The following is a 26,518-nucleotide window of genomic DNA, read 5'->3' as shown; positions in this document are numbered from 1 at the left end:
GGCACCCGAGCACGGGTGCCACCGGTGAAGACTCAGGCCAGCGAGGCCACGGCCTTCTTCCACGCCTGCTGGTCGCGCGCCTCGCCGGGCTGGTTGACCTCGGCGAACCGCACGACGCCGTCCTTGTCGATCAGGAAGGTTCCACGGGTGGCCAGGCCGGCCGCCTCGTTGAAGACGCCGTAGGCCTTCGCGACCTCGCCGTGCGGCCAGAAGTCCGAAAGCAGCGGGAACTGGTAACCCTCCTGCTCGGCCCACGCCTTGAGCGAGAACGGGGTGTCCACGGACACACCGATGACCTGGACGCCCTGGCCGTCGTAGTCCGCGAACTCGTCGCGGAGCTGGCACAGCTCGCCGGTGCAGATGCCACTGAACGCGAACGGGTAGAACACGAGCAGAACCGGCTTGTCACCCTTGAAGGATGACAGCGTCACGGACTGCTTGTTGTAGTCGTTGAGCGTGAAGTCCGGGGCTTGCGATCCGACCTCGACGGCCATACCGGCGGTTTCCTCTCAAGAGCGAACAGGGGCCTGCGACGACAACCCTATCGTGTCGATCGCGCGCCCGGAGAGGTCACCGCTTGGTCTTGGACGACTTCGGCGAAACCAGCCGGGTGCCCGCCCACTTGGGGCCGGCGCTGATGTTGGCCGTCTGCGCCAGCCCGACCTGCGGCACCGCTTCGGCGATCTCACTCGGCTCGACATGCCCAGGCTGGCCCGTCTTCGGGGTCAGCACCCAGATCACGCCGTTCTCGTTCAGGGGAGTCCGGACCTCGATCAGCGTGTCACCGAGATCACCGTCGTCTTCGCGCCACCACAGCAGCACCACGTCGATGACCTCGTCGGCGTCCTCGTCGAGGATGTCGCCGCCGATCTGTTCCTCGATCGCCGCACGAAGGTCGTCGTCGACGTCCTCGTCCCAGCCGATCTCCTGGACCACCATGTCCGGCTTGATCCCGAGCCTTTCGGCGACGCTGCTCTGATCAGCGTCTCCCGCGGCGACCACTGCTGTCACTCCTCCAACTACGACGGAGCATGGTGTCGCGTCGGCCTGATCGGCCGGGCGGGCACCACACTCGGGTACACGATGCCCGTTAGCGAACACTGGTGAAGCGATCCGCGCAACCGTCCACACCGGATCTTGAACAACTCGTGTCGCGGCGTACGGACATTCAGCCCACTCTCACGGGGTCAATTCGGGCGCGCCTGGGCACCTCCGAACGCCCTGCTTTAGGGTGAGAGAGAAAACGCGCGCGCGAGTACAGGCGCGTGCGAGGCGTGTCGCAATCGGGTCCGCGAACGTTACCGATCAGTAGCGGTGACGGGAACGGAACCGGAGGACGACGATGGAAGGCGAACACGCCCGCGTACGAGCACAACCAGCTACCACCTTTCGCAAGGAGACCCCTTGGCCCCGCAGAACGACGGCGCCTCCGGCAAGGAGACCCCGGCACGCGTCCGCGTCATCCGTGACGGATTGGCGGCGCACCTGCCCGACATCGACCCGGAGGAGACCGCCGAATGGCTGGACTCCTTCGACGAGGCGCTGGCCAGGGGTGGTCAGCAGCGCGCCCGGTACCTGATGCTGCGCATCCTCGAGCGGGCCAGGGAACGCCACGTCGGCGTCCCGGCGCTGACGTCGACGGACTACGTCAACACCATCCCCACGGAGAACGAACCCTGGTTCCCCGGTGACGAGGAGATCGAGCGCCGCTACCGCGCCTACATCCGGTGGAACGCCGCGATCATGGTGCACCGCGCGCAGCGTCCCGGCGTCGGCGTCGGCGGGCACATCTCGACCTACGGCTCGTCCGCGGCGCTGTACGAAGTGGGCTTCAACCACTTCTTCCGCGGCAAGGACCACTCGGGCGGCGGCGACCAGATCTTCATCCAGGGGCACGCCTCCCCCGGTATCTACGCCCGCGCGTTCCTCGAGGGCAGGCTGACCGAGAACCAGCTGGACGGCTTCCGCCAGGAGTTCTCGCACGCCGGCGAGGGCGGCGGCCTGCCGTCGTACCCGCACCCGCGGCTGATGCCGGAGTTCTGGGAGAACCCGACCGTGTCCATGGGCCTCGGCCCGATGAACGCGATCTACCAGGCGCGGTTCAACCGCTACCTGCGCGATCGCGGCATCAAGGACACCAGCGACCAGCACGTCTGGGCGTTCCTCGGCGACGGCGAGATGGACGAGCCGGAATCGCGCGGCCTCATCCACGTGGCCGCCGGCGAAGGCCTCGACAACCTGACCTTCGTGATCAACTGCAACCTGCAGCGGCTCGACGGTCCGGTGCGCGGCAACGGCAAGATCATCCAGGAGCTGGAGTCGTACTTCCGCGGCGCCGGCTGGAACGTCATCAAGGTCATCTGGGGCCGCGAGTGGGACTCGCTGCTGCACGCGGACCGTGACGGCGCGCTGGTCAACCTGATGAACACCACGCCGGACGGCGACTTCCAGACCTACAAGGCCAACGACGGCGCCTTCGTCCGCGAGCACTTCTTCGGCCGCGACCCGCGGACCAAGGAGCTGGTCAAGGACCTCACCGACGCCGACGTCTGGAACCTCAAGCGCGGCGGGCACGACTACCGCAAGGTCTACGCGGCCTACAAGTCGTCGCTGGAGCACCACGGCCAGCCGACGGTGATCCTGGCCCATACCATCAAGGGTTACGGCCTCGGACCGTCCTTCGAGGGCCGCAACGCCACGCACCAGATGAAGAAGCTCACCCTCGACGACCTCAAGCTGTTCCGGGACGCCCAGCGCATCCCGATCAGCGACGAGGAGCTCGAGCGCGACCCGAAGCTGCCGCCGTACTACCACCCCGGCAAGGAATCGCCGGAGATCGAGTACATGATCGGCCGCCGGAAGGCGCTCGGCGGGTTCTTGCCGGAGCGGCGCCCGAAGGCCTCGAAGGCGCTCGTGCTGCCCGGCGACAAGGTCTATGAAGGCCTCCGCAAGGGCTCGGGCAAGCAGGAGGTCGCCACCACGATGGCGTTCGTCCGGCTCGTCCGCGAGCTGGCGAAGGACTCCGAGATCGGCAAGCGGATCGTCCCGATCATCCCGGACGAGGCGCGCACCTTCGGTCTCGACTCGATGTTCCCGACGGCCAAGATCTACAACCCGCACGGCCAGACGTACACGTCGGTCGACGCGAGCCTGATGCTGGCCTACAAGGAGTCCGAAAAGGGCGTCATCCTGCACGAGGGCATCAACGAAGCGGGTTCGACCTCGTCGTTCACCGCCGTCGGCACCTCGTACGCCACGCACGGCGAGCCGATGATCCCGGTCTACATCTTCTACTCGATGTTCGGGTTCCAGCGGACCGGTGACGGCCTCTACGCGGCGGCCGACCAGATGGCCCGTGGGTTCGTGCTCGGCGCCACCGCCGGCCGCACCACGCTGACCGGTGAGGGCCTGCAGCACGCCGACGGGCACTCGCTGCTGCTGGCGGCGACCAACCCGGCCGTCGTGGCCTACGACGCGGCGTGGTCGTTCGAGATCGCCCACATCGTGCGGGACGGTCTTCGCCGGATGTACGGCGAGACCGGGCCGGACGGCAACGGCGAGAACGTCTTCTACTACATGACGATCTACAACGAGCCCTACCAGCAGCCCGCCGAGCCCGAGAACCTCGACGTCGACGGCCTGCTCAAGGGTCTCTACAAGTACGCCGACGCGCCGTCGGGCGAGGGCCCGGAGGCGCAGATCCTGGTCTCCGGCGTCACCATGCCGGACGCGCTCCGCGCCCAGCAGATGCTGGCCGAGGAGTGGGGCGTCCGCGCGGCCGTGTGGTCGGCCACGTCGTGGACCGAGCTGCGGCGCGAGGCCGTCGAGGCCGACCACGACAACCTGCTCCACCCGGGCGACTCCCCGCGTGTGCCGTACATCACGCAGAAGCTGTCCGGCGCGAACGGGCCGGTCGTCGCGGTTTCGGACTGGATGCGCGCCGTGCCGGACCTCATCCGCCCGTGGGTGCCGAACGACATGCTGACGCTGGGCACCGACGGGTTCGGGTTCTCCGACACCCGCCCGGCCGCCCGGCGGAAGTTCCTGGTCGACGCCCAGTCGATCGTGGTCGGCACGCTGAGCGCGCTCGCCAAGCGCGGCGAATTCGACCGGGCGAAGGTGGCCGAGGCGGCGCGGAAGTACCGCCTCGACGACATCGCCGCCGCGGGTCCGCAGCTGTCGGACTCCGGTAGCGCCTGACGCTGAGATGAAGGGACCTTTCCTTGCGAATTTCGCAAGGAAAGGTCCCTTCATTGCATCCGGCGGCGGAGCAGCTAGGGTGAGACATCGGATGTTTGCGGAAGCAGGGAAGGGTGAGCGAGTGTGACCAAGCGTCGACTGCCGAAGCCGAGTGAGCTGAAGCAGATCCTGCGGCCGAAGCCGATCGTGCTCAACCCGACCGACCGGCGGCTGGCTGGCGCGCACACGATCGCCGACCTGCGGATGCTCGCCCGCAAGCGCACGCCGCGGGCGGCGTTCGACTACACGGACGGCGCCGCGGAGCTGGAGGACAGCCTCCGCCGCGCCCGGCAGGCCTTCCGCAGCATCGAATTCCATCCGAACGTCCTACGCGGAGTGTCCGATGTGGACACCGGCAAGGAGATCCTCGGCAAGCGTTCGGAGCTGCCGTTCGCGTTCGCGCCGACCGGGTTCACCCGTATGATGAACCACGAGGGCGAGTCCGCGGTGGCCCGTGTCGCGCAGCGCAACGGCATCCCGATGGGCCTGTCGACGATGGCGACGACGTCGATCGAAGATCTCGCGGCGGCTGCCCCCGAGGCCCGCAAGTGGTTCCAGCTCTATGTCTGGCGCGACCACAAGGCGGGCGAAGATCTGATGAATCGCGCCTGGGCCGCCGGGTTCGACACGCTCATGCTGACGGTGGACACCCCGGTCGCGGGCGCGCGGCTGCGCGACGTTCGCAACGGGCTGACCATCCCGCCCGCGCTCACCCTCAAGACCTTCGTCGACGGCGCGATGCATCCGGCGTGGTGGTTCAACCTGCTGACCACCGAGCCGCTGACCTTCGCGTCGCTGAGCCAGTTCGACGGCACGGTCGCCGAACTGCTCAACCAGCTCTTCGACCCGACCCTGAACTTCGACGACCTCGACTGGGTCCGCCAGACCTGGCCGGGCAAGCTCGTGGTCAAGGGCATCCAGAACGTCGACGACGCGCGGGACGTGGTCAAACACGGCGCCGACGCGGTGCTGCTGTCCAACCATGGCGGCCGTCAGCTCGACCGCGCGCCGACACCGATCGAACTGCTCCCGGCGGTTCTCGACGAGATCCAGGGCGATGCGGAGGTGTGGGTCGACACCGGCATTCTCTCCGGTGGCGACATCGTGGCCGCGATCGCGCGCGGCGCGGACGCGGTGCTCATCGGGCGCGCGTTCCTCTACGGCCTGATGGCCGGGGGCGAGCGCGGCGTTCAGCGGTGCGTGGACATCCTGCGCGCCGAGATGGTCCGGACGATGCAGCTGCTGGGCGTCCGCACGCTCGCCGACCTCAAGCCGTCGCACGCCACCATGCGCTGACCCGCACGCGTTTCGTCCTCTGGATGCGGTAGTTCGTATCGGCAACTACCGCATCCAGAGGACGAAACGCGGGTCAGGCAGAGGCCGTGGTGACCCCGGCCGGCGCCGTCCGGACCTGCTTGGCGGTGCGGTTCCAGCTCCACCAGCCGTGCACGACCAGCCCGGCGAACACGATATAGACCGCCGCGGAGAAGTACAGGCCCGAAGAGAGCTGAAGCGGCACGCCGATCGCGTCGACGACCAGCCACACCAGCCAGAACTCGACGAGACCCGCGCCCTGCGCGGCGAAGGCGACCAGCGTGCCGACGAAGATCGCGGCGTCCGGCCATGGCGCCCACGAGGCGTTCAGCGCGTCGAGGACCAGCGCCATCGCGGTGGTGCCGATCGCGAACGCGCCGATCATCGCCAGGCGCTCGCCGAGCCTGCCCTTGCGGACGACCACGCCGTAGACCGGGTCGCTGCGGCGGGACCAGGCCCACCAGCCGTAGATCGAGATGGCGAGGATCGCGATCTGCCTGGTCGCGAGCCCGCCGAGATGCGCGGAGAGGTAGACCGAGAACAACAGCACGGTGGCACCGACCTGGACCGGCCACGTCCACAACGTGCGACGTTGCGCCAGGAAGACCACGGCCAGCGCGAAGATCTGGCCCGCCAGCTCGGCGAACGAGATCCATTGTCCGAGCACCGTGACACCGTTGTGCAGCAGGAAGTCCACGTCCGCACCCCTCTCCGTCTACCGCTCCAACATGCTCCGTTCCGGCCCCATTCCCTAGGGAGTGTGAGGTGCGGAACAGGCGGGCGGCTCGAGGGACGCTGAGGAGATCTCACAGGGTGCGAAAAAAGGCCCTCCACCACGTGTTCCGCGGCGATGGGCCCTTTCGACTCCACGCGGGCCCGGTGCCTTCCTCGATCACCGGGCCCGCGCGGATGCTCAGGAATCTACGCGACCGATGCCCACGGGCGAAGTCGGCGGCTCCGAACGGACCTCCTGCTTGCCGCCCCCGGCCTCCAACTGGCCCTGCAGGTTGGCCAGCCAGCCCTGCCAGCGGTCCTGCGCCGGCTTGATCAGTCCGCCGCCGAAGCCGACGACGATCACGCCGCCGATGGTGGCGAGGACAGTGATCAGGACCGGCCCGGTGATCGCGGTCGCGATGTTCACCTGGCCGAGTGCGGCGATGATGCCGAACGCCATGATCATCCAGTAGGCGATCGTGCCGAGCAGCCGCCCCGCGGGCCGGGTGGACAGCGCTCCGGTCACCAGGTCGCGGACGACCTTCGCGACGGCGGCCGCGACGATCACCAGCACCAGTGCCACCAGGATCCGCGGCAGGAAGGCGATGATGTCGTTGAGCAGCGCGCTGACCGGATTGCTCTCACCGAATACGCCGAACGCGAGCTGCAGCGCGATCAGGAGAATGAAGTAGTACACGAGTTTGACGAGGATCCCGCCCGCGTCGACATTCGCCTGTTTGAGCGTTCCGGTGAGTCCGGTCTTCTCGATGAGCTTGCCGAAACCGATCTTCGACAGAACCAGTCCCAATGCCTTCGACACGGCTTTCGCGATCAGCCAGCCGATCAACAGGATGATCAGGAAACCGATCAATTTCGGCACGAAGGTGGCGACAAGGTTCCATGCTTGTCCCAGACCGTCTTTCAGCTGCTCGCCCACGGCGAACTCCCTCCTCTGCGCATCCGCGACCTACCCGGTGCGGCTTGCGAGGGATCGTTGATCACCAGCCCCGCACCGGCAACTCGGCGCTCCACGATCGAGTGAGTGAGCTAGCGGGAAAAGATCGACAAGTCCCATACTTGTTCCACCGGTGGGGACCGGGGAGACGAGGCCGTCCGGCGCAGCGAAAAACGCTAGCGCCGGGCGGCCTCGAGTTTTTATGCGAACACCTTTCACCATTCATCGCCGATGACCGTCCACTTCGGACACGGACGGCGAAAGGCCGCAGGAAGAAGGCGCCCTTTGCCCGGCGGACTAGGCGGTGTCCGGTAAGTCTGTTCGATGGGCTTCGTGATCCAGGGACCACCTGGGCGCGAAGACCACTTGCCGGACACGGCCTAGGATCGGCTGACCATGGCTGATGCGACCTCCGGACGGCGTGTGCCCAAGCACCACGGGCTGTCCGCCAAGACCCTCCGGCGGCTCGAACACGCCTCCGGCCGGCTCGCGAGCGCGAGCGTGGCGGTGATGGAAGAGCGGCTGAGCTGGTTCGCCCGGCTTCCCGCCGACCAGCGCGCGAGCGTCCTGCTCATCACCCAAGCGGGTGCCGCCGGCTTCGTCGACTGGCTTCGCGACGCGAAGGAGGCCCTCTCCCTCACCACGGAAGCCTTCCGCGAAGCACCCGCCGAGCTTTCCCGGTGGGTGAGCCTGCGGCAGGCGGTCGGCATGGTCCGGCTGGCGATCGAGGTGTTCGAGGAGCAGCTGCCCGAGTTCGCCGCGAACGAAGCGGAACGCGCCGCGCTGATCGAGGGGATCCTGCGCTACGGCAGGGAGATCGCGTTCGCCGCCGCCAACTCCTACGCGGCCGCGGCCGAGGCGCGAGGCGCCTGGGACGCGCGACTGGAAGCGCTGGTCGTCGACGGCATCGTCCGCGGCGACGCCGAGGAAGCGGTGCTCTCCCGCGCCGCCGCGCTCGGCTGGGATCCGGCCGCTCCCGCCACCGCGCTGGTCGGCACCCCGACGTCGGACGACCCGCCCGCCGTCGTGTTCGAAGTGCGCAGCCGCGCCGCGCGGGTCGGGCGCCCGGTCTTGCTCTCGGTGCAGGGCTCCCGGCTGGTCGTGGTCGTCGCCGGGCCCACCGACGGCAGCGTCAAGGACCGCGAGATCCTCACCAAGCTTTCGGTCGCCTTCGCCGAGGGCCCGGTCGTCGCCGGGCCGACGGTGCCCACGCTCGCCGAAGCACACCACAGCGCGACAGAGGCGCTTTCCGGTCTGCGTGCCGTCGTCGGCTGGCCGGGCGCGCCGCGGCCCGCGAGATCGATCGACCTGCTGCCGGAACGCGCCTTGTCCGGCGACCCCGAGGCCGAGCGCCTGCTCGTCGAGCAGATCGCGCGACCACTGGAGGAAGCGGGCCCGGCACTGCTGCGGACGGTGGAGACCTACCTCGACAGCGGCGGCGTCCTGGAGACCTGCGCGCGGACGCTGTTCGTGCATCCGAACACCGTCCGGTACCGGCTGCGGAAGGCGGCCGAACTCACCGGCCGCCACGCCGCCGAATCGCGGGACGCCTGGGTGCTGAAGGTGGCGCTGACGGTCGGGCGGCTGGCCCGTGCCCGCGGCCTCTGGTGACGCGCCCGGTGGATCGTGAGTGGAACCGCAGTGCCGAGAAGGCCTCCTTGCGGGCCCCAGAGTCCCTCGATGTTCCCCTCACCCCTCCCGGAGCACCAACTTGAACCCCAGCAGCACCACCGATCACAAGGGCGGCATGTCCGGCGCCCAGATGAGGGTTTCGTGGCCGCGGGCATGCCCTGAAAGCCCCCTTTGAGACGCAGGATGTCTTCAAGGGACCCTTCAGGACATGGCGTTCGCCACTGAGCACCGAACCAGCCCCGCCACGCCACCTTCGAGCCCCCTTCGGCCATAACGACCCAACACACTCACAAAGGCGCACCTTGCCCATCAACCCGGCTTGGTAACTCTGCGCAGTGACGGAGTTCATAGGGAAAGCTGGTTGAACCCGACAAGGCTTTTGGGTTAAGCGCGGAGATCAGGAAGGCGCTTTTGGAGGGTTCCGACAATTACGTCGGCCGGACTTGGTGAGCGTCGGCATCACGACCATGGTGGCCGAGAGTGTTCTCTAATGGGGTGACAGTTGCAGTCCTCGCCCCCGGTCAGGGTTCCCAAGCCCCAGGCATGCTCTCCCCTTGGCTCGAGCTCGACGGCGCCCGCGCGCGCGTCGAAGCCTGGTCCGAGCGTGCCGGTCTCGACCTCGTCCGCCTCGGTACCGAAGCGGACGCCGAAGAGATCCAGGACACCGCGATCACGCAGCCGCTGATCGTGGCGCTGTCACTGCTGGCGTTCGAGCACCTTCAGCGTGAGGCCCCGGTCGCCGCGGACGCGCCGGTCGCCGGCCACTCCGTCGGCGAGCTGGCGGCCGCCGCCGCCGCCGGGGTGCTGAGCCCCGAAGACGCCGTCGCGCTGGCCGCCGTCCGCGGCGCGGAAATGGCGAAGGCGTGCGCGCTGGAGCCCACGAGCATGGCCGCGGTCATGCTCGGCGACCCCGAGCAGGTCGTCGCGTGGCTCGAGGGGCATGGCCTCGCCGCGGCGAACCGCAACGGCGCCGGCCAGATCGTCGCCTCCGGCGCCGCCGACGCGATCGAGAAGATCGTGGCCGAGCCGCTGGAGGGCACGAAGGTCCGCGCGCTCAAGGTCGCGGGCGCGTTCCACACCTCCTACATGGCACCCGCGCGTGAAGCGCTGGCGGCCCACGCTGCGAAGATCACCCCGGCGGACCCGACGCGTCCGCTGCTGTCGAACGCCGACGGCCAGGTCGTCACCAGCGGGGCCGAGTACCTCGACCGGCTGGTCAAGCAGGTCACGAGCCCGGTGCGCTGGGACCTGACCATGGACGGTCTGGTCGCCGCGGGTGCCACCTCGACGCTCGAACTCCCGCCGGCGGGCACGCTGACCGGGCTGGTCAAGCGGCAGCTCAAGGGAACCGTGACCACCACGATCGCTCTGAAGACGCCGGCCGAGCTGGCGAAGCTTCAGGGGCAGGAGGACGCTTCGTGACCGACCGATCCACTTTGCGGCAGGCACCGGGCGCCGCCGGGACCCGCATCCTCGGTGTCGGGAGCTTCCAGCCCGAGAAGATCGTGACCAACGACGATCTCTCGAAGATCATGGACACCAACGACCAGTGGATCCGCGAGCGGGTCGGCATCGTCGAGCGCCGGTTCGCCGAGAAGGACGAGTCGCTGGTCGACATGGCGGTCAAGGCGGGAACCGCCGCGCTGGCGGACGCCGGCGTGGATCCGTCCGAAGTGGACACGGTCATCCTGCCGAACTGCACGATGCCCACCCAGATCCCGAACGCCGCCGCACAGGTGGCCGACCGGATCGGCATCACGCATCCGGCCGCGTTCGACCTCAACGCCGCCTGCGCCGGGTTCTGCTACGGCATCGGCGTCGCCTCGGACCTGATCCGCGCGGGCAGCGCGAAGAAGGCGCTCGTCATCGGCGCCGAGAAGCTCACCGACCACGTCGACCCGGTCGACCGCGCGAACGCGATCATCTTCGCCGACGGCGCCGGCGCGGCGGTGGTCGGCGCTGCCGACACCGCGCAGATCGGCCCGGTCGCGTGGGGCAGCGCGGGCGAGCACGTCGACCTGATCTACATGCGCGACGACAAGTGGATCTACCAGGAGGGCCAGTCGGTCTTCCGCTGGGCGACCACGCAGATCGCGCCGATCGCCATGCAGGCGCTGGAACTCGCCGGGCTCGAACCGTCCGATGTGGACGTGCTGATCCCGCACCAGGCCAACCTGCGTATCGTCGAGGCCATCGCCAAGAAGCTGCGCGCCAAGGGCGCCCGCGAGGACATGGTCGTCGCCGACGACATCAGGTACTCGGGCAACACCTCGTCCGCGTCGATTCCGCTGGCGCTGGACCATATGCGCAAGGCCGGGACCGCCAAACCGGGCGACGTCGTGCTCGCCGTGGGCTTCGGTGCCGGACTCTCCTACGCGGGCCAGGCCTTCGTCTGCCCGTGATGAATACTTCCCCTGTGGACACCGTGTCCGCGGGGCAGCCGAAAGCATCACCGAGAAGGGAACAACCAGTGGCAGACAACGCAGAGATCCTCGCCGGCCTCGCCGAGATCGTCGAAGAGGTCGCCGGTGTGGCGCAGGACGACGTGACCGCCGAGAAGTCCTTCGTGGACGACCTCGACATCGACTCGCTGTCCATGGTGGAGATCGCTGTCCAGGCCGAGGACAAGTTCGGCGTCAAGATCCCGGACGACGAGCTGGCGAACCTGAAGACCGTTGGCGACGCGGTGAACTACGTGTCGGCCAACTCCAAGTAAGTCCGACTTCTTGATTGGCGCCGACCTTGGGGAGACTCCAATGAGCAACATCGACGTCGTGATCACCGGGATGGGCGCGACCACGCCACTCGGCGGGGACGTCGCGTCCACGTGGGACGGCCTGCTCGCCGGGGCGAGCGGGATCCGCCGTATCGAAGCCGACTGGGTCGACGAACTCGAACTGCCGGTGAAGATCGGCGCCATGCTCGCCGTCGACCCGTCCGAAGTCCTGCCGCGGGTCCAGGCCCGGCGGCTGGACCGCTGTGAGCAGGTGGCGCTCATCGCCGCCCGGCAGGCTTGGGCGGACGCGGGCTTCGAGCAGCCGACCGACGAGCATCAGGATGTGGAACCCGAGCGCCTCGGGGTGACCATCGGTACCGGTGTCGGCGGTCCGGTCACCCTGATCTCCCAGAACGACCTTCTGCACAAGCAGGGACTCCGCAAGGTCTCCCCGCTGACCGTGCCGATGCTGATGCCGAACGGCCCCGCCGCTCACGTCGGGATCGACCTGAAGGCGCGTGCCGGCGTGCACTCGCCCGCGTCGGCCTGCGCGTCGGGCGCGGAAGGCATCGCCGCCGGTTACGAGATGATCCGCTCGGGCCGTGCCGACGTCGTGGTCGCCGGTGGTGCCGAATCGTGCATCCACCCGATCACCCTCGCCGGTTTCGCCCAGGCGCGGACGGTGTCCACCCGCAACGACGACCCGGCGAAGGCTTCCAGGCCGTTCGACGTGAACCGTGACGGTTTCGTCCTCGGCGAGGGCTCCGGCGTCGTGATCCTCGAGCGGGCGGACCGCGCCAAGGCCCGCAACGCGCGGATCTACGCGCAGCTGAGCGGGTACGGGATCACTTCGGACGCGTACCACATCACGGGCAACCACCCGGAGGGCGTCGGCCAGATCGCCGCCATGCGGCAGGCGATGACGATGGCCGGGGTCTCCCCTGCCGACGTCGGCCACGTCAACGCGCACGCGACCTCGACGGTCGTCGGCGACGTCGGCGAGGCGGCGGCGATCCGCAACGCCGTCGGCGAGCACGTCGTGGTGACCGCTCCCAAGGGCGCGCTCGGCCACCTGGTCGGCGGTGCGGGCGCGGTCGAGGGCATCGCCACGATCCTGGCGATCTACCACGGGCTCATCCCGGCGACACTGAACCTCGAAGACCTGGACCCGAAGGTGCAGCTCGACGTTGTCTCCGGTGAGGCGCGCAAGGTCGAGCTGGGCGCGGCGATCAGCAACTCGTTCGGCTTCGGCGGGCACAACACGGCGCTGCTGTTCACCCCGGCGGCCTGATTTCAGTACGTGAAGGCCCCCTTCACCGCGTCTAGCGCGGTGAAGGGGGCCTTCACGTACTTCGAGGCGCGCTGCGGCAGGTGCCCCGCGCGCTATGAAAGGTCCTTTCCTTGCAAATTTTGCAAGGAAAGGACCTTTCATAGCGCGCAGAGGGGGCGAAGCGGTCAGGCTTCCTGACGCTTGACCAGATGCCGCCCGGCCCACCAGGCGATCTCCACCAGCACGATCCCCACTCCGGCACAGGCGAACGCCGACAGCGTGTACGCGCTCACGCTCGGGTCCAGCGCGAAGAACTTCTGCGTGAACGGGATCAGGAACAACGCGAGCGTCAGCACGACCATCCCGCCGATCAGCAGGATCTTCCACCACCGGTACGGCCGCGCGACGATCCCGAGCACCCACAGCGCGATCGTGATGAGCGTGATCAGCGCGGTCGTCCCAGCCTGGATCTTGTCCAGTTCGGACTGTCCGGCTCCCTTGTACACCAGCAGGTAGCTCACGAACGTCGCGGTGGCGATGACCAGCCCGGCCGGGACGGCCATCCGCATCACCCGCCCGACGAAGCCGGTGCGGGCGCGTTCGTTGTTCGGCGCCAGCGAGAGCACGAAGGCGGGCAGGCCGATCGTGAACCACGCGGTGATCGTGATGTGCCGCGGCAGGAACGGGAACGGCACCTGCGCGATGCCGACCATCAGCGCCAGCAGTACCGAGTAGACCGTCTTGGTGAGGAACAGGTTCGAGACGCGCTCGATGTTGCCGATCACCCGCCGCCCCTCGGCGACGACGTGCGGCAGGGTGGCGAACTTGTCGTCCAGCAGCACGATCTGCGCGACCGCGCGGGTGGCCGGGCTGCCGGCGCCCATGGCGACGCCGATGTCCGCGTCCTTCAGCGCGAGGACGTCGTTCACGCCGTCGCCGGTCATCGCGACGGTGTGCCCCTTCGACTGCAGGGCACCGACCATCGCGCGTTTCTGCAACGGGGTCACGCGGCCGAAGACGGCGCGATCCTCGACGGTGTCGGCCAGCTTCTCCGCGTCGTCCGGCAGCTTCCGCGCGTCGACGGGCTTGTCCGCGCCCGGCAGGTCCAGGGTGCTCGCGACGGCGCCCACCGAAATGGCGTTGTCGCCGGAGATGACCTTGACCGCGACGTCCTGGTGCGCGAAGAAGTCCAGCGTGTCCTTCGCGTCCGGGCGGACCTTCTGTTCCAGCACCACGAGCGCGACCGGTTCGATCTCGCCGGGGCCTTCGGCCGTGTCGACGGCCCGCTCGGCACGGCCCAGCAGCAGGACCCGCAGACCGCGGGAACCGATCTTCTCGGCCTCCGCCCGATGCTCGCCCTCGGGCAGCAGGACGTCGGCCGCGCCGAGCACCCAGTCGCCGTCGGGGCCGAACGAAGCACCACTCCATTTGCGCGCCGAGGAGAACGGCATGGTCGTGGAGACCCGCCAGCCCGGATCTGCCCGGTGCGCCTCCGCGATCGCCTGAAGGCTCGCGTTCGGGCGCGGATCGGCGGCGGCGAGCGCGGCGAGCACGGCGTCCACCGGATGGCCCGGCGTGATCTCCCGGACCTCGGAGAGCCGCATCGCGTTCTCGGTGAGCGTGCCGGTCTTGTCCGCGCACACCACGTCGACCCTGGCGAGTCCCTCGATCGCCGGGAGTTCCTGCACCAGGCACTGGCGCTTGCCCAGCCGGATGACCCCGACCGCGAGCGCGACACTGGTCATCAGCACCAGGCCCTCGGGCACCATCGGCACGAGCGCCGCGACCATGCCGCGCAGCGCGTCCGGCCACGCCTGGTCGCCCGCGAGCTGGTTGTAGATCGTCAGCGCGCCCGCCGGGATGAGCAGGTACGTGATGAACTTGAGGATCTTGTCGATGCCCTGGCGCAGTTCCGACTTCACCAGGGTGAACTTGCTGGCCTCCGCGGCCAGCTTCGCCGCGTAGGACTCGTCGCCGATGATGTCCGCGCGGAAGGTGCCGCTGCCCGCGACGACGAAACTGCCGGACAGCACCTTGTCGCCGGGCTGCTTGACCACCGGATCGGATTCACCGGTCAGCAGCGATTCGTCGACCTCCAGCGCTTCGGCCGTCAGCGTCGGGCCGTCGACGACGATCTTGTCGCCGGGCCCCAGTTCGACGAGGTCCCCGAGCACGACGTCTTCCGGCGCGATCTCGGTGCTCTGACCGTCACGGCGGACCGTCGGTTTCGCCTGCCCGACGATCGCGAGCCGTTCCAGTGTCCGTTTCGCCCGGAGTTCCTGGATGATGCCGACCGCGCTGTTGACGATGATCAGCCCGCCGAACAACCCGTCGATGAAGTATCCCGTCGACAGGATGAGCACGAACAGCACGCCGTAGATCGCGTTGATCCGGGTGAAGACGTTCGCCCGGATGATTTCGCCGGTCGTCCGGCTGGTCTTCGTCGAGACCGTGTTGGTCTGGCCCGCCGCCACCCGCTGGGCGACTTCTTCGCTGGTGAGCCCCCTCGAGGCGTCGGTCAGCAGGGCCGGCTGATCAATTGCCATGCCCGCGACTCTATTCCGCCCGGCCCCCCCTCGCGTCAGCCTCGGGGACCATGTCGCCCCTTACTTCAGCATCTTTCGTGTTCGGGGTTGGTGCCGCCGTCGGTGGTGTCGACGCGCCATGATCCGCTCTCCAGCCGCAGCGGCAGCACCAGCCGCCAGCGGATGCACCCCTCCGGCAGGTACAGCGGCGCGTCCTCGACGTCCTGCGTACTGGTGAACGCGACGAGCACCCGGAGCATGGTCGGCGTGCTCGGCTCGACGCGGTAGACGAGAATGCTGCCGTCCCGAGTGGACTGATAGTCCTTCTTCCACTCCGCCGCGGTCTTGGTCTTGGCCCGCTCACGGGTGACCACTGATGTCCACTTCGGATAGTCGCGGTCGTTGATGGAGTCGAAATACCCCTGCAGCACCTGCCGGACGCTCTGGTACTGCGGATGCGCGAAGACGTCCGGAGTCACCTCGACGACGGGCGAGCCGGGCTGCTGCTCCGGGGCGACAGACGTCGGCGACTCGCTCACGACCGGCTCGGTGGGCGCGGCCTCCGGGCGGGTGTAGAGATCACGTGCCAGCAACCCCACGCCGACGGTCAAGGAGATCACGACCACGAGAACGGGGATCAGCCACCGCTGGCGAGAGAGGGGGCGAGGCTGGGCGGTCACCCTGAAAGGTTAGCCGCCCGCCTCTTCCGTCATCACCGGCGTCTACCCGACTTGGTGCAGCCAGGTGACAGGGGCGCCGTCACCGGCGTGCCGGTACGGTTCGAGCGCTTCGTCCCAGTTGGCGGCAAGGAGCTCGTCGAGCTTGTGCGCCAGCGATTCGCCGGTGCGGACCTTGCTCACCAAGGCACGCAACTGGTCCTCGCCCACGACGATGTCGCCGTTGGCACTGGTCCTGCCGTGCCACAGGCCGAGGCCCGGAGCGAAACAGAACCTCTCCCCGTCGACCCCCGCACTGGGCTCTTCGGTGACTTCGAACCGGATCATCGGCCACGCCTTGAGCGCGGACGCCAGCTTTCCGCCGGTGCCCGAAGGCGCACGCCAACCACATTCGGCGCGGAGCTGTCCTGGACTGGCGGGCTGCGCCGTCCACTTCAACTCGACTCGGGCACCCAGGGTGCCCGAAATGGCCCACTCGACGTGCGGACACACCGCAGACGGCGACGAGTGGACGTACACCACGCCACGGGTGTTGCCACGGGTGCTCACTGCTGACCTCCGCTACTCGACGAGGGGCGTCTTCCCCTACGACCTCGCGAGCTGCGCTGGTCTGGTGGCTCGTGCCGCCTCCCGGTACGCGTGAGCACATTGTGCACCCCAACTGTGCTGTTTGGCCACATGAACACCACAAGTCGCACCTGATTGGGACGCAGGACTCGCTTGAAGGCCGCTGCCCCTCATCCGCAGGCACGTGCCGGCGGCGCCCGAAGGGATCCCTCACGCGGGTGGTCGAGTCAGCAGTGGGGAGCGGGGTCGTGAGTGGCGATGAGCGTTCTAACCCAATGCCACGTAGCTTAAGTTGATCTTGAATGAGGTCTTGATCGTAAGCGGCGAGGATTGCCGCAGGTCACGCGCTCGGTGGCCCTGGCCGACAGGAGCCGACCGCGCCCCTGAGTGTCCACCAAGGACACTTTTCGCTGACTCAATGTCCGACTGATGCCCGGAGGGCGATTGTACGAGGTGGTCGTGAGTGGCGTTTCGGGTTAGAACCCGAAACGCCACTCACGACCAACCCGACCCACGACCAGCCCTTCGTCGCATCAGACGCAGCGAAGGGAGCCTTAACCCCACCTGTCACCCTCGCCCAAGATCAACTTAGGTACGTGGCAATGAACGTTCCAACCCTCATTGCCACTCACGACCTCCGCGCCAAAACGCATACACGGAGTCAATCGGACATTTCGCCACCCAAAACTGTCCCTTGTGGACATTCAAGACGTGACCGGCTCTCGTAGCCGGTCCAGATCCGCGCCGTGAAGGCCTCCTTGACGAACCCAGAGTCCCTCAAGGAGGCCTTCACGCACTGGCGTCCGGCTCAGCCCTGGGCGCCGAGGGATTTCGCCGCGGCGAAGGTGTCCACCAGGCCGGTGCCCTTGTCGAAGCTCGACGTGTACGGCCCGGCGGCCACGTACGGCGAGCCATTCGCGAACTTGTACGCCGTGCCCTTGATCGCGGCCTCGATGTCACCCGGGCTCGCGTTCGGCGCGACCTGGAACAACTGCGCGACGATCCCGGTGATCTGCGGCGCCGCCATCGAGGTCCCGCTGATCACGTTGTAGGTGCCGAGATCCAGGAGTCCCGGGCCGTTCTTGGGCTGGAGGCCCTGCGTGCAGATCGGCTGCGTCGGACGGCACGCCGAGAGGATGTTCTCCCCCGGCGCGGAAACGTCGGGCCAGCTCGCCTGGTCGGTCTTGAGGCCGCGCGAGGAGAAGTCGGACACCGTGCCGTCGCGGGTGCCGGTGCCCTGGTCGTTGAACGACGCCGCGGAAAGCACGCCCGGCGTCTGGTCCTGCCCCGGCGGGTTGGAGAGGTTCGCCGAACCGTCGCCGCCGTCGTTCCCGTTCGCCCACACCGTGACGACGCCTTCCGCGGCGAGAGCGCGCTGCAGCTTCACCGTCGCCGAGTTCGGGTCGAAGGTGCCGCCGCCGCTCGGGCCGTAGGAGTTGTTGGTCACCTTGATCGGCGGGCACACCGACGCCGCGACGCCCGCGCCACAAGGCGCCTTGTGGTTCTCCAGCACCCAGTTCAGCGCCGCGTCCGTGCCGAGCACGAGCAGTGCGGCCCCGGTCGAGACCGAAACGATCTTCGAGCCTGGCGCGGAGCCGCCGACCTTGGTGCCGTCGGCCAGCGTCAGCCGGTTCCCGGCGGCGATGCCGGTGACATGCGTGCCGTGGCCGCCCAGGGCGAGGGTGTCGGTGTCGACGGAGGTCGGGACGTCGACGATGCAGTTCGTGGTGGTGCCGTCCAAGCAGAGGCTCTTGAGGTTGCGCACCACCCGTGTCTTGCCGTCGGCGCCCTTGAAGGCCGGATGCGTCGGGTCGACGCCGGTGTCGATGATCGCGACCGAGACGCCCCTGCCGTCCACGGGAGCGCCACCGGCGTCCTTGAGCTGCGTCTGGGTCTGGAGGCTTCGCGTCGCCGTGGTGCCGGCGCTGCCGTGTGCCTTGAGCTTCTCGTTGCCTTCGACGTAGGTGACCCCGGCGGCCCCGCGGACCGCGCGCACCTGGTCCGCCGTGCCCCGGACGGCGACGACGCCGACCTTCGCGAACGAGGTGATCTTCTTGAGCCCGGCCGCGCGGGCGGCGCGTTCGGCGGTGGCGATGTCCTCGGCGTGCACGAGCGCGGTCACTCCCGTGGCGCCGGTGGCGGTCGAGAGCAGCCGGGAGAGTCCGGGGGCGACGGGTGCGACCGGTCCCGCGGCCTGCGCGGGGGCCATCCCCGCGGCCGGGACGGCTAGCAGGGCGACGACGAGTGCTGCACGTCGACGCCAGTGGCGAAATGCGGCCATGTGTTTCTCCTGGTGACAAGGGGCAGGGAACTGTCACCTACCAACGAGTACCACCCGGACGGGTGACGGTACTCACGCGCATTACAACTTTTCGGAGCAATATCACCTCGCCTACCTGCGACGTGTCTTCCCTGGAATCGGTACAGCGGCGCGAAGCGCCACCTTTGAGGGTGGTGGCGGGGGCATGGATGGACGGATGGAGGCGCTAGTTTGTGCACCGAGACCGACGAGATGGGGAGGGGTTCGGTGCGACTCGTTCGCCTCGCTCAGCAGCCGTCCCGGGTGGCCGAGGACGTCCGCGCCGCGCTGGCATCACTCGGCCGGGGCAGCAACGTCGTCGGCGGGGTCGCCCTGATCGGCGCCAGCCCGGTCGACGGCAGGCCCGTCGAAGCCGTCGTGGTCATGCCGAAGGGTGTCCTCATCGTCATCGGCGTCGACCTGCCGGATCCGGCGCTGAAACTCGAAGCCCCGCTCGGCGGGCCGTGGAAGGCCGACGGCTGGCCGCTGGTCCACGGCGACACCTCGATCAACCCGGCCTCGGACGCGCTCTCGCTGTCCGCCGCGTGCACCCACAAGATCGCGGACGTCGCCCCTGGCGCCGGGCCGATCGGCACGATCATCGCCGTCGGGCCGTATGTGGAGACGGTCGACCAGCCCGCCGCGGATCTCGCCGGCTCGGTCCGCGTCCTCTACCCGACGGCGACGACGATGCTCGCCGCGACGGTCTCCCTGGCCACCGCCCCGCGCCCCCGCTCGGTCCAGCAGGCGCGGGAGCTGATCGCCGCGCTCGCCCCGGACGCGCCGCCGATGCCCGAGGAGATGTTGCTCGGGGAAGGGTTCAGCGCCTACTCCGACGACGAGCCGACGGTGATCCGTGAGAACCCGCTCGTCGCGATCGCCCAGACGGTTCCGGTGCAGCATCCGGGGAAGAGACCCACGAAATCGGCCGTCCCTCCCGCTCCGCCCGCCAAGCCGGTGCAAGCCACTCCGCCGGTTCAGCAGGCCGTCGCCGTGCAACCCGCCAGGCAGGCCCCGTCACCGGAGGCCGTCCCCGCCGAGCCCCGCCCGAAGACGTCGCACCAGTCCAAGACGGTGAAATGGCTCCCGATCGCCGCGATCGGCTTGCTGATCGTGCTGCTGGTCGCGGCCATCAGCGTCGCTTCCGGCGGTGACGACACCGCGTCCACGCAGACTCCCCCGCCGCCGACCCCGGCCACCAGTCCGCCGCCGCCGAGCAGCAGCGCGGTGGAGAACATCCAGTTCACGTCGCGGGCGTCCGCCGCGGACCAGAAGTGCGCGTCGCACGCGTACGGCGACGTCCAGGCGAGCCTTCAGCAGACGAGTTGCTCCGCGGTGAAACGGGCCAGCTTCGCCAGCTCCATCGACGGCCGGGCCGCCGCGGTGACGATCGCCGTCGTGGAATTCCCGAGCACGGACCAGGCGACCGCGTTCAAGGCCACCGCCGACACCCCCGGCGGGGGCGGCATCCTCGACCTCGCCACCGAGACCAACCAGTGGCAGGGCGAAGTCCCGGTGTTCGAGGGCGCCGCCTACCAGAGCAGCCTGGACGGGAAGTCGGTCCGGTTGGTCCAGGTGGTGTGGGTGCCGGGACCGTCCACTCCGGACGACCCCGGCCTCGTTCGCGGCGCGAAGGCCGCGCTCGAACTGCCCGTGAACGGCTAGAGCCCGTAAGCCTCCAGCAGACGCAGCCACACCTCGCTGATCGTCGGGAACGACGGGACCGCGTGCCACAGCCTCGACAGCGGGACCTCGCCGACGATCGCGATCGTCGCCGCGTGCAGCAGTTCCGCCACGTCCTGCCCGACGAAGGTCGCGCCGAGCAGGACGCCGCGTTCGGTGTCGACGACGATCCGCGCCTTACCCGCGTAACCGTCCGCGTGCAGTGACGAACCGGCCACCGCGATGTCGATGTCGACGACGCGGTGCGGCTTGCCCTCCTCCGGCCCGGCGAGCCCGACCGAAGCGACCTCCGGGTCGGTGAACACGACCTGCGGGATGGCGTAGTGATCGGCCGTGGCGCAGTGCGCGCTCCACGCGGCGGAGTCGACGGGCTTGCCCGCGGCCTGCGCCGCAACCGCGTCGCCCGTGGCCCTGGCCGCGTATTTGCCCTGATGGGTCAGGGGCGCCCGGCCGGTGACGTCGCCGACGGCGAACAGCCAGCCACCGTCCACGGCGGACACCCGGCCGTTGTCGTCCGTGGTGAGAGGCGCGCCCGCTTCGAGCCCCAGCGTCTCGACGCCGAGTCCGTCGGTCGCCGGGCGCCGCCCGGTGGCGACGAGCAACTCGTCGACGGCCAACCGCTCACCGCCTTTCAAGGCCAATTCCTTACTGTCGTCCACAGCGGACACGGAGTCGAGACCGGAGCCCGTGTGCACGGTGACCCCGGCTTCACGGAGACCCGCGACGACGGCGTCTCCCGCGAACTCCGGCAGCCGAGGCAAAGGACGTTCACCCGAGATGATCAGGTGGACTTCGGCGCCGAGCGTGGCGAAGGCCTGTGCCATTTCGACACCGACTACACCGCCGCCCAGTACGCCGAGGCGGCCCGGAACCTTCTCCGCCGAAGTCGCCTCTCGCGAACCCCACGGGGAAACGGTGTCCAGCCCTGGGATCGACGGCGTCCGCGGGACGCTGCCCGTGGCGACGATCACGGCGTGCCGCGCGGTCAGCACGTCACCGCCGTCGACCGTGATCTCCCGCTCACCGGTGATCCGCCCGTGGCCGCGGATCGGGACGATCCCGACGCCTTCCGCCCACTTGACCTGTCCGGTGTCGTCTCCCTTTCCGGTGAACCAGTCCCGGCGCGCGAACACCTCGGCCGGGTCGACCGTGTCGCCAACGGGGACGCCGGGAACCCGTTTGGCGGCGGCGAGGAGGTTCCCCGGCCGCAGCAGTGCCTTGCTCGGAATGCAGGCCCAGTAAGAACATTCGCCGCCGAAGCGTTCGTGTTCGACGAGCGCGACCCGCAGGCCGCCCCGCGCGGCCCGTTCGGCGGCCACCTCGCCGACCGGGCCGCCTCCGATCACGATCACGTCAAATTCCTGTACTGACATGCATTCAGCGCACACCACCGCGCAGCTTCGCGCAACCTGCCGCTATCCTCGTGTCGCTGCGTGAGTCATCAGCCGCGGGTCAGGTTTCGCCGTGCCGGTTACGCAGTAGAACGATCGAGCGCGGGAGGTTTTTCATGGCCAGGAACACTGCTGTGCATTTGCTGGATGATCTGACCGGCGAGGCGGCCGAAGAAACGGTCGCTTTCGGTTTGGACGGAATCGCTTACGACATCGACCTTTCGGCCGACAACGCCACCGCACTCCGGGAAATCCTGCGTGCCTATGTGGAGAACGGCCGCCGGATCGGCGGACGCAAGCTGCGGCCGCGGGTCGTGCAGCGGCCCAAGGGCGCGCGCGTGGCCAAGTCGACCCCGAAGACCGCGGCCACCGCCGCGAAGGCCGAGGCGAAGACGGCCGCGAAGCCGGGCCGCAAGCCCGCCTCGAAGGGGGTCGCGGGCCGCAAGCCCGCCGCCGCCAAGGCCGCTCCCAAGACCGCCGCCGCGAAGACCACCGCCGCCAAGGCGGAGGCCAAGGCTCCTGCCAAGACCACGGCGAAAGCCACTGCCGCCAAGGCGAAGTCGGCCCGCGGCACGGCGGCGAAGGCCACCTCGGCCAAGGCTCCGGCCAGTCGCGCGAAGACCGCCGCCGCGACCAAGACCACGGCCAAGGCGGCGCCGAAGGTCACGGCCAAGACGACAGCCGCGAAGGCCGCTCCGAAGGCAGCTGCCGCGAAGACGACGGCTGCCAAGGCCGCACCGAAGGCCGCCGCCAAGGCTCCGGTGAAGAAGGCCGCGGAGCCGAAGAAGACCACGCGCGCCGCCCGCAAGGTGCCCGCCGTGACTTTCTCGGCCACGGAAAAATAGTTCCCGAAATACCGATCGGGCCCTCTCGCGCAATTCTGTGAAGAGGGCCCGATTGCATGGGGCTCGTGAGTGGTAAGGACGGTTCTAACCGTCCTTACCACTCACGAGCCCGGACGCTGAGCGCCCTTGGCATGCCATTCCTGGTAGTGATACCGCGTGTGCTGGAGCGAGCGGTGCCGCTCCAGCTCCTCGGCCGAGGGCTTCCGGATGGTGAGTTCACCCAGTCGCGCGGCCGCCGCCACACGGACCGCGGCCGTGACTTCGGCAACACCTTTGCGCAGGCCATGCTCGGCGAGCGACGCGACCGGGCTCCGATGGGAGTCGAGCGGCCGGGGATCCGAGGGTGCCGAAGTGAGATACCGGCCGACCCGTTCCGCCGCGGTAGAGACGAGCAGCGTGGAGTGCGCGAGCAAGCCCGTTCTCGTCCGGAACACGGCGAAACCGCACAGCTTCGCGTCACCGACGAACAGGCCGCGATCACCGAGCCGCGACGGCAGCCCGAGTTCGGCCACCGTCGCGGTCATCAGTTCCCCGAGTGCTTCCAGCGGTCTGTCCGACGGTCCCGGCAGGACGAGCGTGATGTTGAGATTGCCGGGATCGTGGAACACGGTGCCGCCGCCGCTGGCCCGGCGCAGCACCGGGACGCCGTCGCTCGCACAGACGTCGGCCTTGACCTCGCGTTCGATCTTCTGCCCCCGCCCCACGACCACACAGTCGGTGTTGCGCCAGATCCACAGGACCGGCGCCTCCGGTGCGGCACGCAGGAGGGCTTCGTCGAACGCGAGGTTGTCGGCCGGGTCGTCGAACGAGGCGACGACTTCCGAGGGACCGATCACAGTGCTTTGAGTTCCTCCACGATCTCGCCCACCGACGATTTGGCGTCGCCGAAGAGCATGCTGGTCTTCGCATCGTAGAAGAGCTCGTTGTCGATGCCGGCGAAGCCCGAGCTCATCGAGCGTTTGAGCACGATCACCGACCGGCTGTGGTTCACCTTGAGGATCGGCATCCCGTAGATGGGCGAGCCCGGATCGGTCTCCGCGGCCGGGTTCGTGACGTCGTTCGCGCCGATCACCAGCGCGACGTCGGTCTGGGCGAACTCGGAGTTGATCTCGTCCATCTCCTTGAGCTGCTCGTACGGGACGTCGGCCTCGGCGAGGAGCACGTTCATATGCCCCGGCATCCGGCCCGCCACCGGGTGGATGGCGTACGCGACCGTGATCCCCTTGGCCTCCAGCAGTTTCGCCATCTCGCGGACCACGTGCTGCGCCTGCGCGACGGCCATGCCGTAGCCGGGCACGACCACGACCTTGTTGGCGTACGCCATCTGGATCGCGGTGTCGGACGCGCTGGTGCTGCGGACCGGCCGGACCTCGCCGGATCCACCGCTCGCGACCGCCGTGCCGCCGCCGAACCCGCCGGCGACGATGGCCGGGATCGACCGGTTCATCGCCTTCGCCATCAGGTTCGTCAGGATCGAACCCGAAGCGCCGACGATCATGCCCGCCACGATCAGCGCGGTGTTGTCGAGCGCGAGCCCCATGGCCGCGGCCGACAATCCGGTGAGCGCGTTCAGCAACGAGATGACGACCGGCATGTCCGCGCCGCCGATCGGCAGCACGACCACCACGCCGAGCACGCCCGCCGCGACCAGCAGGCCGATCATCAGCAGTTCGGCGTCACCGCCGCTCGCGATGACGACCGCGAGCACGATCGCGGCGATCAGCACCAGGGCGTTCACCGGCTGCTGCAGTTTGCCCAGCGTGATCGGGCGGCCGGAGATGAGTTCCTGCAGTTTCCCGAACGCGATGTTCGAGCCCCAGAAGGACACCGAACCGACGATCGCGGCGAACAACGACGCGATCGCGACGTACGCGGGCTCGTGCGCGTAGCCCTCGGTGGTGCGGAACTCGACCCACGCGATGAGCGCGACCGCTCCGCCGCCGACGCCGTTGAACAGCGCCACCATCTGCGGCATCGCGGTCATCTTCACCTTGCGCGCGGACGGCACGCCGACGACGACCCCGATCGCGACGCCGAGCGCGATGAGCAGCCAGTTGCCCATGCCCGGCGTCAGCAGTGTCGCGATCACCGCGATGCCCATGCCGACCGCGGCGATCCAGTTGCCGCGCACCGCGGTGCGCGGACCGGTCAAGCCCATGAGGCCGTAGATGAACAGCGCGAAGGAAATGATGTAGAGGACGGCGATGAAGGTCGTCACTTGTCACCACCGTCTTCCGGCTTCTTCGCCTTGAACATCGAGAGCATCCGGTCGGTGACGAGGAAGCCGCCGACCACGTTGATCGTGCCGAAGGCGATCGCGATCACCAGCAGGATCTTGTTCAGTACGCCGTCGACCCCGAGGCCGAGCACGATCAGCCCGCCGAGCAGGACGATGCCGTGGATCGCGTTGGTGCCCGACATGAGCGGGGTGTGCAACGTGTTGGGCACCTTGGAGATGACCGTGAAGCCCACGAATCCGGCGAGTACGAGGATCGCCAAACTGCCTACGAGCATCACTCGCCTCCTTCTTCTTTTCCGGCCACGCAGGCCCCGGCGACGATCTCGTCGGAGAAGTCGAGCGCGAGCTTGCCTTCCTTGTCGACGAGCAGTTCGAGCAACTCGGTGACGTTGCGCGCGTAGAGCTCGCTGGAATGCGCGGGCATCTCCGCGGCGAGGTTGAGCGGCGAGCAGATGGTGACGTCGTGCTCGACGACCTCCTCACCCGGTTTCGTCAGTTCACAGTTGCCGCCGGACTCTCCGGCGAGGTCGACCACGACACCGCCGGCGGGCATCCCCTTCACCGCGTCGGCGGTGACGAGGACCGGCGCCCGGCGGCCGGGGACGAGCGCGGTGGTGATCACGACGTCGAACCTCGTGATCGCCTCGGTGAGCCTGCGTTGCTGCTCGGCCTTTTCCTCGTCGGTCAGCTCGCGGGCGTACCCGCCTTCACCGACCGCCTCGATGCCGAGGTCGAGGAATTTCGCGCCGAGCGACTTCACCTGCTCGCCGACCTCGGGCCGGACGTCGTACCCGGTGGTCTGCGCGCCGAGCCGTTTCGCCGTCGCCAAGGCCTGCAACCCGGCGACACCGGCGCCGAGCACGAGCACCTTCGCCGGTGGCACCGTCCCGGCGGCGGTGGTGAGCATCGGGAAGAAGCGGGTGAGCTTCTCCGCGGCCAGCAAGACCGCGCGATAGCCCGCGACGCTGCTCTGCGACGACAACGCGTCCATCGCCTGCGCGCGGGAGATCCGCGGGATCGCCTCGACGGCGAAGGCGCGCACGCCCGCCGATTCGAGCGCCGCTATCCCGCCGGGATCACCCCTCGGATTCAGGAAGCCGATGAGAATGGTGCCCTGTTTGAGCTTCGCGACTTCGGCCGCGCTCGGAGGCGCCACCTTTACCACGATGTCGGCATCCCACGGATCGCCGATCACCGCTCCCGCCTGCTCGAAGGTCTCGTCGGCGAGCAGCGCGCCGGCGCCCGCGCCGGGCTCGACCACCACCCGCAGTCCGCGTCCGGAAACGCGCTCGATGAGTTTCGGTACCAGCGCGATACGGCGTTCGCCTTGTCCGGTTTCCCGGACCACACCGACCGTGAGCTGCTCGTTCTCTGCCGCCACAGGCGACCTCCTCGCTGGAGAGGACCACACGAACCCGCACTTCTTACCACGCCCAGCCGACAACTTTCCTG

At 68.7% G+C, this 26,518-nt stretch carries 22 protein-coding genes; 9 read left to right on the top strand and 13 right to left on the bottom strand.

Annotated features, from left to right (window positions below; all coding sequences use genetic code 11):
- Nucleotides 1-32: 32 nt before the first annotated feature.
- Together AC069I_RS12735 and AC069I_RS12730 are read right to left on the bottom strand one after the other, a co-directional pair.
- Nucleotides 33-494: a peroxiredoxin gene (locus AC069I_RS12735; RefSeq protein ID WP_016336116.1), complete on the bottom strand. Its 462-nt coding sequence runs from the start codon at nt 492-494 to the stop codon at nt 33-35.
- Between the two features lie 76 nt (nt 495-570).
- Nucleotides 571-1,002, bottom strand: a complete 432-nt coding sequence (locus tag AC069I_RS12730; RefSeq protein ID WP_034311133.1) for a DUF3052 domain-containing protein — start codon at nt 1,000-1,002, stop codon at nt 571-573.
- Between the two features lie 402 nt (nt 1,003-1,404).
- On the opposite strand from AC069I_RS12730, the gene aceE reads away from it, so the two are divergent.
- Both aceE and AC069I_RS12720 read left to right on the top strand, forming a co-directional pair.
- Nucleotides 1,405-4,200, top strand: a complete 2,796-nt coding sequence (aceE, locus tag AC069I_RS12725) for a pyruvate dehydrogenase (acetyl-transferring), homodimeric type (RefSeq protein WP_478265465.1) — start codon at nt 1,405-1,407, stop codon at nt 4,198-4,200.
- A 123-nt stretch (nt 4,201-4,323) separates the two neighbouring features.
- The gene (locus tag AC069I_RS12720; protein ID WP_340687432.1) at nt 4,324-5,535 is read left to right on the top strand and encodes an alpha-hydroxy acid oxidase; all 1,212 of its coding nucleotides are present in this window, start codon (nt 4,324-4,326) and stop codon (nt 5,533-5,535) included.
- A 73-nt stretch (nt 5,536-5,608) separates the two neighbouring features.
- Here the strand turns inward: AC069I_RS12720 and AC069I_RS12715 are convergent, their stop codons facing one another.
- Nucleotides 5,609-6,250: a nicotinamide mononucleotide transporter family protein gene (locus AC069I_RS12715; RefSeq protein ID WP_478230211.1), complete on the bottom strand. Its 642-nt coding sequence runs from the start codon at nt 6,248-6,250 to the stop codon at nt 5,609-5,611.
- A 216-nt stretch (nt 6,251-6,466) separates the two neighbouring features.
- Nucleotides 6,467-7,204 (bottom strand): mechanosensitive ion channel family protein, encoded by a 738-nt coding sequence (locus AC069I_RS12710; protein WP_478265464.1) that lies wholly within the window; start codon nt 7,202-7,204, stop codon nt 6,467-6,469.
- Between the two features lie 414 nt (nt 7,205-7,618).
- On the opposite strand from AC069I_RS12710, the gene AC069I_RS12705 reads away from it, so the two are divergent.
- From AC069I_RS12705 to AC069I_RS12685, 5 genes are all read left to right on the top strand, one after another.
- Entirely contained in the window at nt 7,619-8,833 is a 1,215-nt protein-coding gene (locus AC069I_RS12705; RefSeq protein WP_005164946.1) for a PucR family transcriptional regulator, read from the top strand.
- Nucleotides 8,834-9,349: 516 nt separating this feature from the next.
- Nucleotides 9,350-10,276 (top strand): ACP S-malonyltransferase, encoded by a 927-nt coding sequence (locus tag AC069I_RS12700; protein WP_478265463.1) that lies wholly within the window; start codon nt 9,350-9,352, stop codon nt 10,274-10,276.
- Nucleotides 10,273-11,256, top strand: a complete 984-nt coding sequence (locus AC069I_RS12695; protein WP_125673101.1) for a beta-ketoacyl-ACP synthase III — start codon at nt 10,273-10,275, stop codon at nt 11,254-11,256. Before AC069I_RS12700 ends, AC069I_RS12695 begins: the two co-directional genes overlap by 4 nt.
- A 68-nt stretch (nt 11,257-11,324) precedes the next feature.
- The gene (locus AC069I_RS12690; protein WP_004559006.1) at nt 11,325-11,570 is read left to right on the top strand and encodes an acyl carrier protein; all 246 of its coding nucleotides are present in this window, start codon (nt 11,325-11,327) and stop codon (nt 11,568-11,570) included.
- Nucleotides 11,571-11,610: 40 nt separating this feature from the next.
- A complete protein-coding gene (locus AC069I_RS12685) occupies nt 11,611-12,861 on the top strand; it encodes a beta-ketoacyl-[acyl-carrier-protein] synthase family protein (RefSeq protein ID WP_340687428.1) in 1,251 nt (416 codons plus the stop codon).
- Nucleotides 12,862-13,025: 164 nt separating this feature from the next.
- Here the strand turns inward: AC069I_RS12685 and AC069I_RS12680 are convergent, their stop codons facing one another.
- From AC069I_RS12680 to AC069I_RS12665, 4 genes are all read right to left on the bottom strand, one after another.
- Nucleotides 13,026-15,386 (bottom strand): cation-translocating P-type ATPase, encoded by a 2,361-nt coding sequence (locus tag AC069I_RS12680; protein ID WP_478265462.1) that lies wholly within the window; start codon nt 15,384-15,386, stop codon nt 13,026-13,028.
- A 65-nt stretch (nt 15,387-15,451) separates the two neighbouring features.
- Nucleotides 15,452-16,045: a hypothetical protein gene (locus tag AC069I_RS12675; RefSeq protein WP_340687459.1), complete on the bottom strand. Its 594-nt coding sequence runs from the start codon at nt 16,043-16,045 to the stop codon at nt 15,452-15,454.
- Between the two features lie 42 nt (nt 16,046-16,087).
- Nucleotides 16,088-16,591, bottom strand: a complete 504-nt coding sequence (locus AC069I_RS12670) for a DUF3145 domain-containing protein (RefSeq protein WP_091599164.1) — start codon at nt 16,589-16,591, stop codon at nt 16,088-16,090.
- 826 nt (nt 16,592-17,417) lie between these two features.
- A complete protein-coding gene (locus tag AC069I_RS12665) occupies nt 17,418-18,890 on the bottom strand; it encodes a S8 family serine peptidase (RefSeq protein ID WP_478265461.1) in 1,473 nt (490 codons plus the stop codon).
- 246 nt (nt 18,891-19,136) lie between these two features.
- Between AC069I_RS12665 and AC069I_RS12660 the strand changes: the two genes are divergently transcribed.
- Nucleotides 19,137-20,573 (top strand): hypothetical protein, encoded by a 1,437-nt coding sequence (locus AC069I_RS12660; protein ID WP_478265460.1) that lies wholly within the window; start codon nt 19,137-19,139, stop codon nt 20,571-20,573.
- On the opposite strand, the gene AC069I_RS12655 is transcribed toward AC069I_RS12660, so the two are convergent.
- The gene (locus tag AC069I_RS12655; RefSeq protein WP_478265459.1) at nt 20,570-21,943 is read right to left on the bottom strand and encodes a dihydrolipoyl dehydrogenase family protein; all 1,374 of its coding nucleotides are present in this window, start codon (nt 21,941-21,943) and stop codon (nt 20,570-20,572) included. The genes AC069I_RS12660 and AC069I_RS12655 overlap by 4 nt on opposite strands.
- A gap of 155 nt (nt 21,944-22,098) precedes the next feature.
- On the opposite strand from AC069I_RS12655, the gene AC069I_RS12650 reads away from it, so the two are divergent.
- The gene (locus AC069I_RS12650) at nt 22,099-22,827 is read left to right on the top strand and encodes an Lsr2 dimerization domain-containing protein (protein ID WP_478235943.1); all 729 of its coding nucleotides are present in this window, start codon (nt 22,099-22,101) and stop codon (nt 22,825-22,827) included.
- Between the two features lie 101 nt (nt 22,828-22,928).
- Here AC069I_RS12650 and AC069I_RS12645 read toward each other — a convergent pair whose 3' ends face one another.
- From AC069I_RS12645 to AC069I_RS12630, 4 genes are read right to left on the bottom strand one after another with little or no spacing between them, the layout of a single operon-like run.
- Entirely contained in the window at nt 22,929-23,663 is a 735-nt protein-coding gene (locus AC069I_RS12645; RefSeq protein WP_478230201.1) for a lipoate--protein ligase family protein, read from the bottom strand.
- Nucleotides 23,660-25,045, bottom strand: coding sequence for an NAD(P)(+) transhydrogenase (Re/Si-specific) subunit beta (locus AC069I_RS12640; RefSeq protein WP_340687420.1), 1,386 nt, complete (start codon nt 25,043-25,045; stop codon nt 23,660-23,662). Before AC069I_RS12640 ends, AC069I_RS12645 begins: the two co-directional genes overlap by 4 nt.
- Nucleotides 25,042-25,341, bottom strand: a complete 300-nt coding sequence (locus AC069I_RS12635; protein WP_007032801.1) for an NAD(P) transhydrogenase subunit alpha part 2 — start codon at nt 25,339-25,341, stop codon at nt 25,042-25,044. The genes AC069I_RS12640 and AC069I_RS12635 overlap by 4 nt, the downstream gene beginning before the upstream one ends.
- Complete coding sequence (locus AC069I_RS12630) at nt 25,341-26,447, bottom strand: Re/Si-specific NAD(P)(+) transhydrogenase subunit alpha (RefSeq protein WP_478230200.1); 1,107 nt, start codon at nt 26,445-26,447, stop codon at nt 25,341-25,343. Before AC069I_RS12630 ends, AC069I_RS12635 begins: the two co-directional genes overlap by 1 nt.
- Nucleotides 26,448-26,518: the final 71 nt, after the last annotated feature.

It is taken from the genome of Amycolatopsis sp. NPDC043885, from assembly GCF_056435685.1.
The sequence above is the reverse complement of the archived record's forward strand: the minus strand, read 5'-3'. Positions and strand labels throughout refer to the sequence as shown.

Coding starts and splice junctions, on each gene's coding strand:
- AC069I_RS12735 (WP_016336116.1), bottom strand. CDS start 494: ATGGCCGTCGAGGTCGGATCGCAAGCCCCGGACTTCACGCTCAACGAC.
- AC069I_RS12705 (WP_005164946.1), top strand. CDS start 7,619: ATGGCTGATGCGACCTCCGGACGGCGTGTGCCCAAGCACCACGGGCTG.
- AC069I_RS12685 (WP_340687428.1), top strand. CDS start 11,611: ATGAGCAACATCGACGTCGTGATCACCGGGATGGGCGCGACCACGCCA.
- AC069I_RS12680 (WP_478265462.1), bottom strand. CDS start 15,386: ATGGCAATTGATCAGCCGGCCCTGCTGACCGACGCCTCGAGGGGGCTC.
- AC069I_RS12665 (WP_478265461.1), bottom strand. CDS start 18,890: ATGGCCGCATTTCGCCACTGGCGTCGACGTGCAGCACTCGTCGTCGCC.
- AC069I_RS12650 (WP_478235943.1), top strand. CDS start 22,099: ATGGCCAGGAACACTGCTGTGCATTTGCTGGATGATCTGACCGGCGAG.
- AC069I_RS12635 (WP_007032801.1), bottom strand. CDS start 25,341: ATGCTCGTAGGCAGTTTGGCGATCCTCGTACTCGCCGGATTCGTGGGC.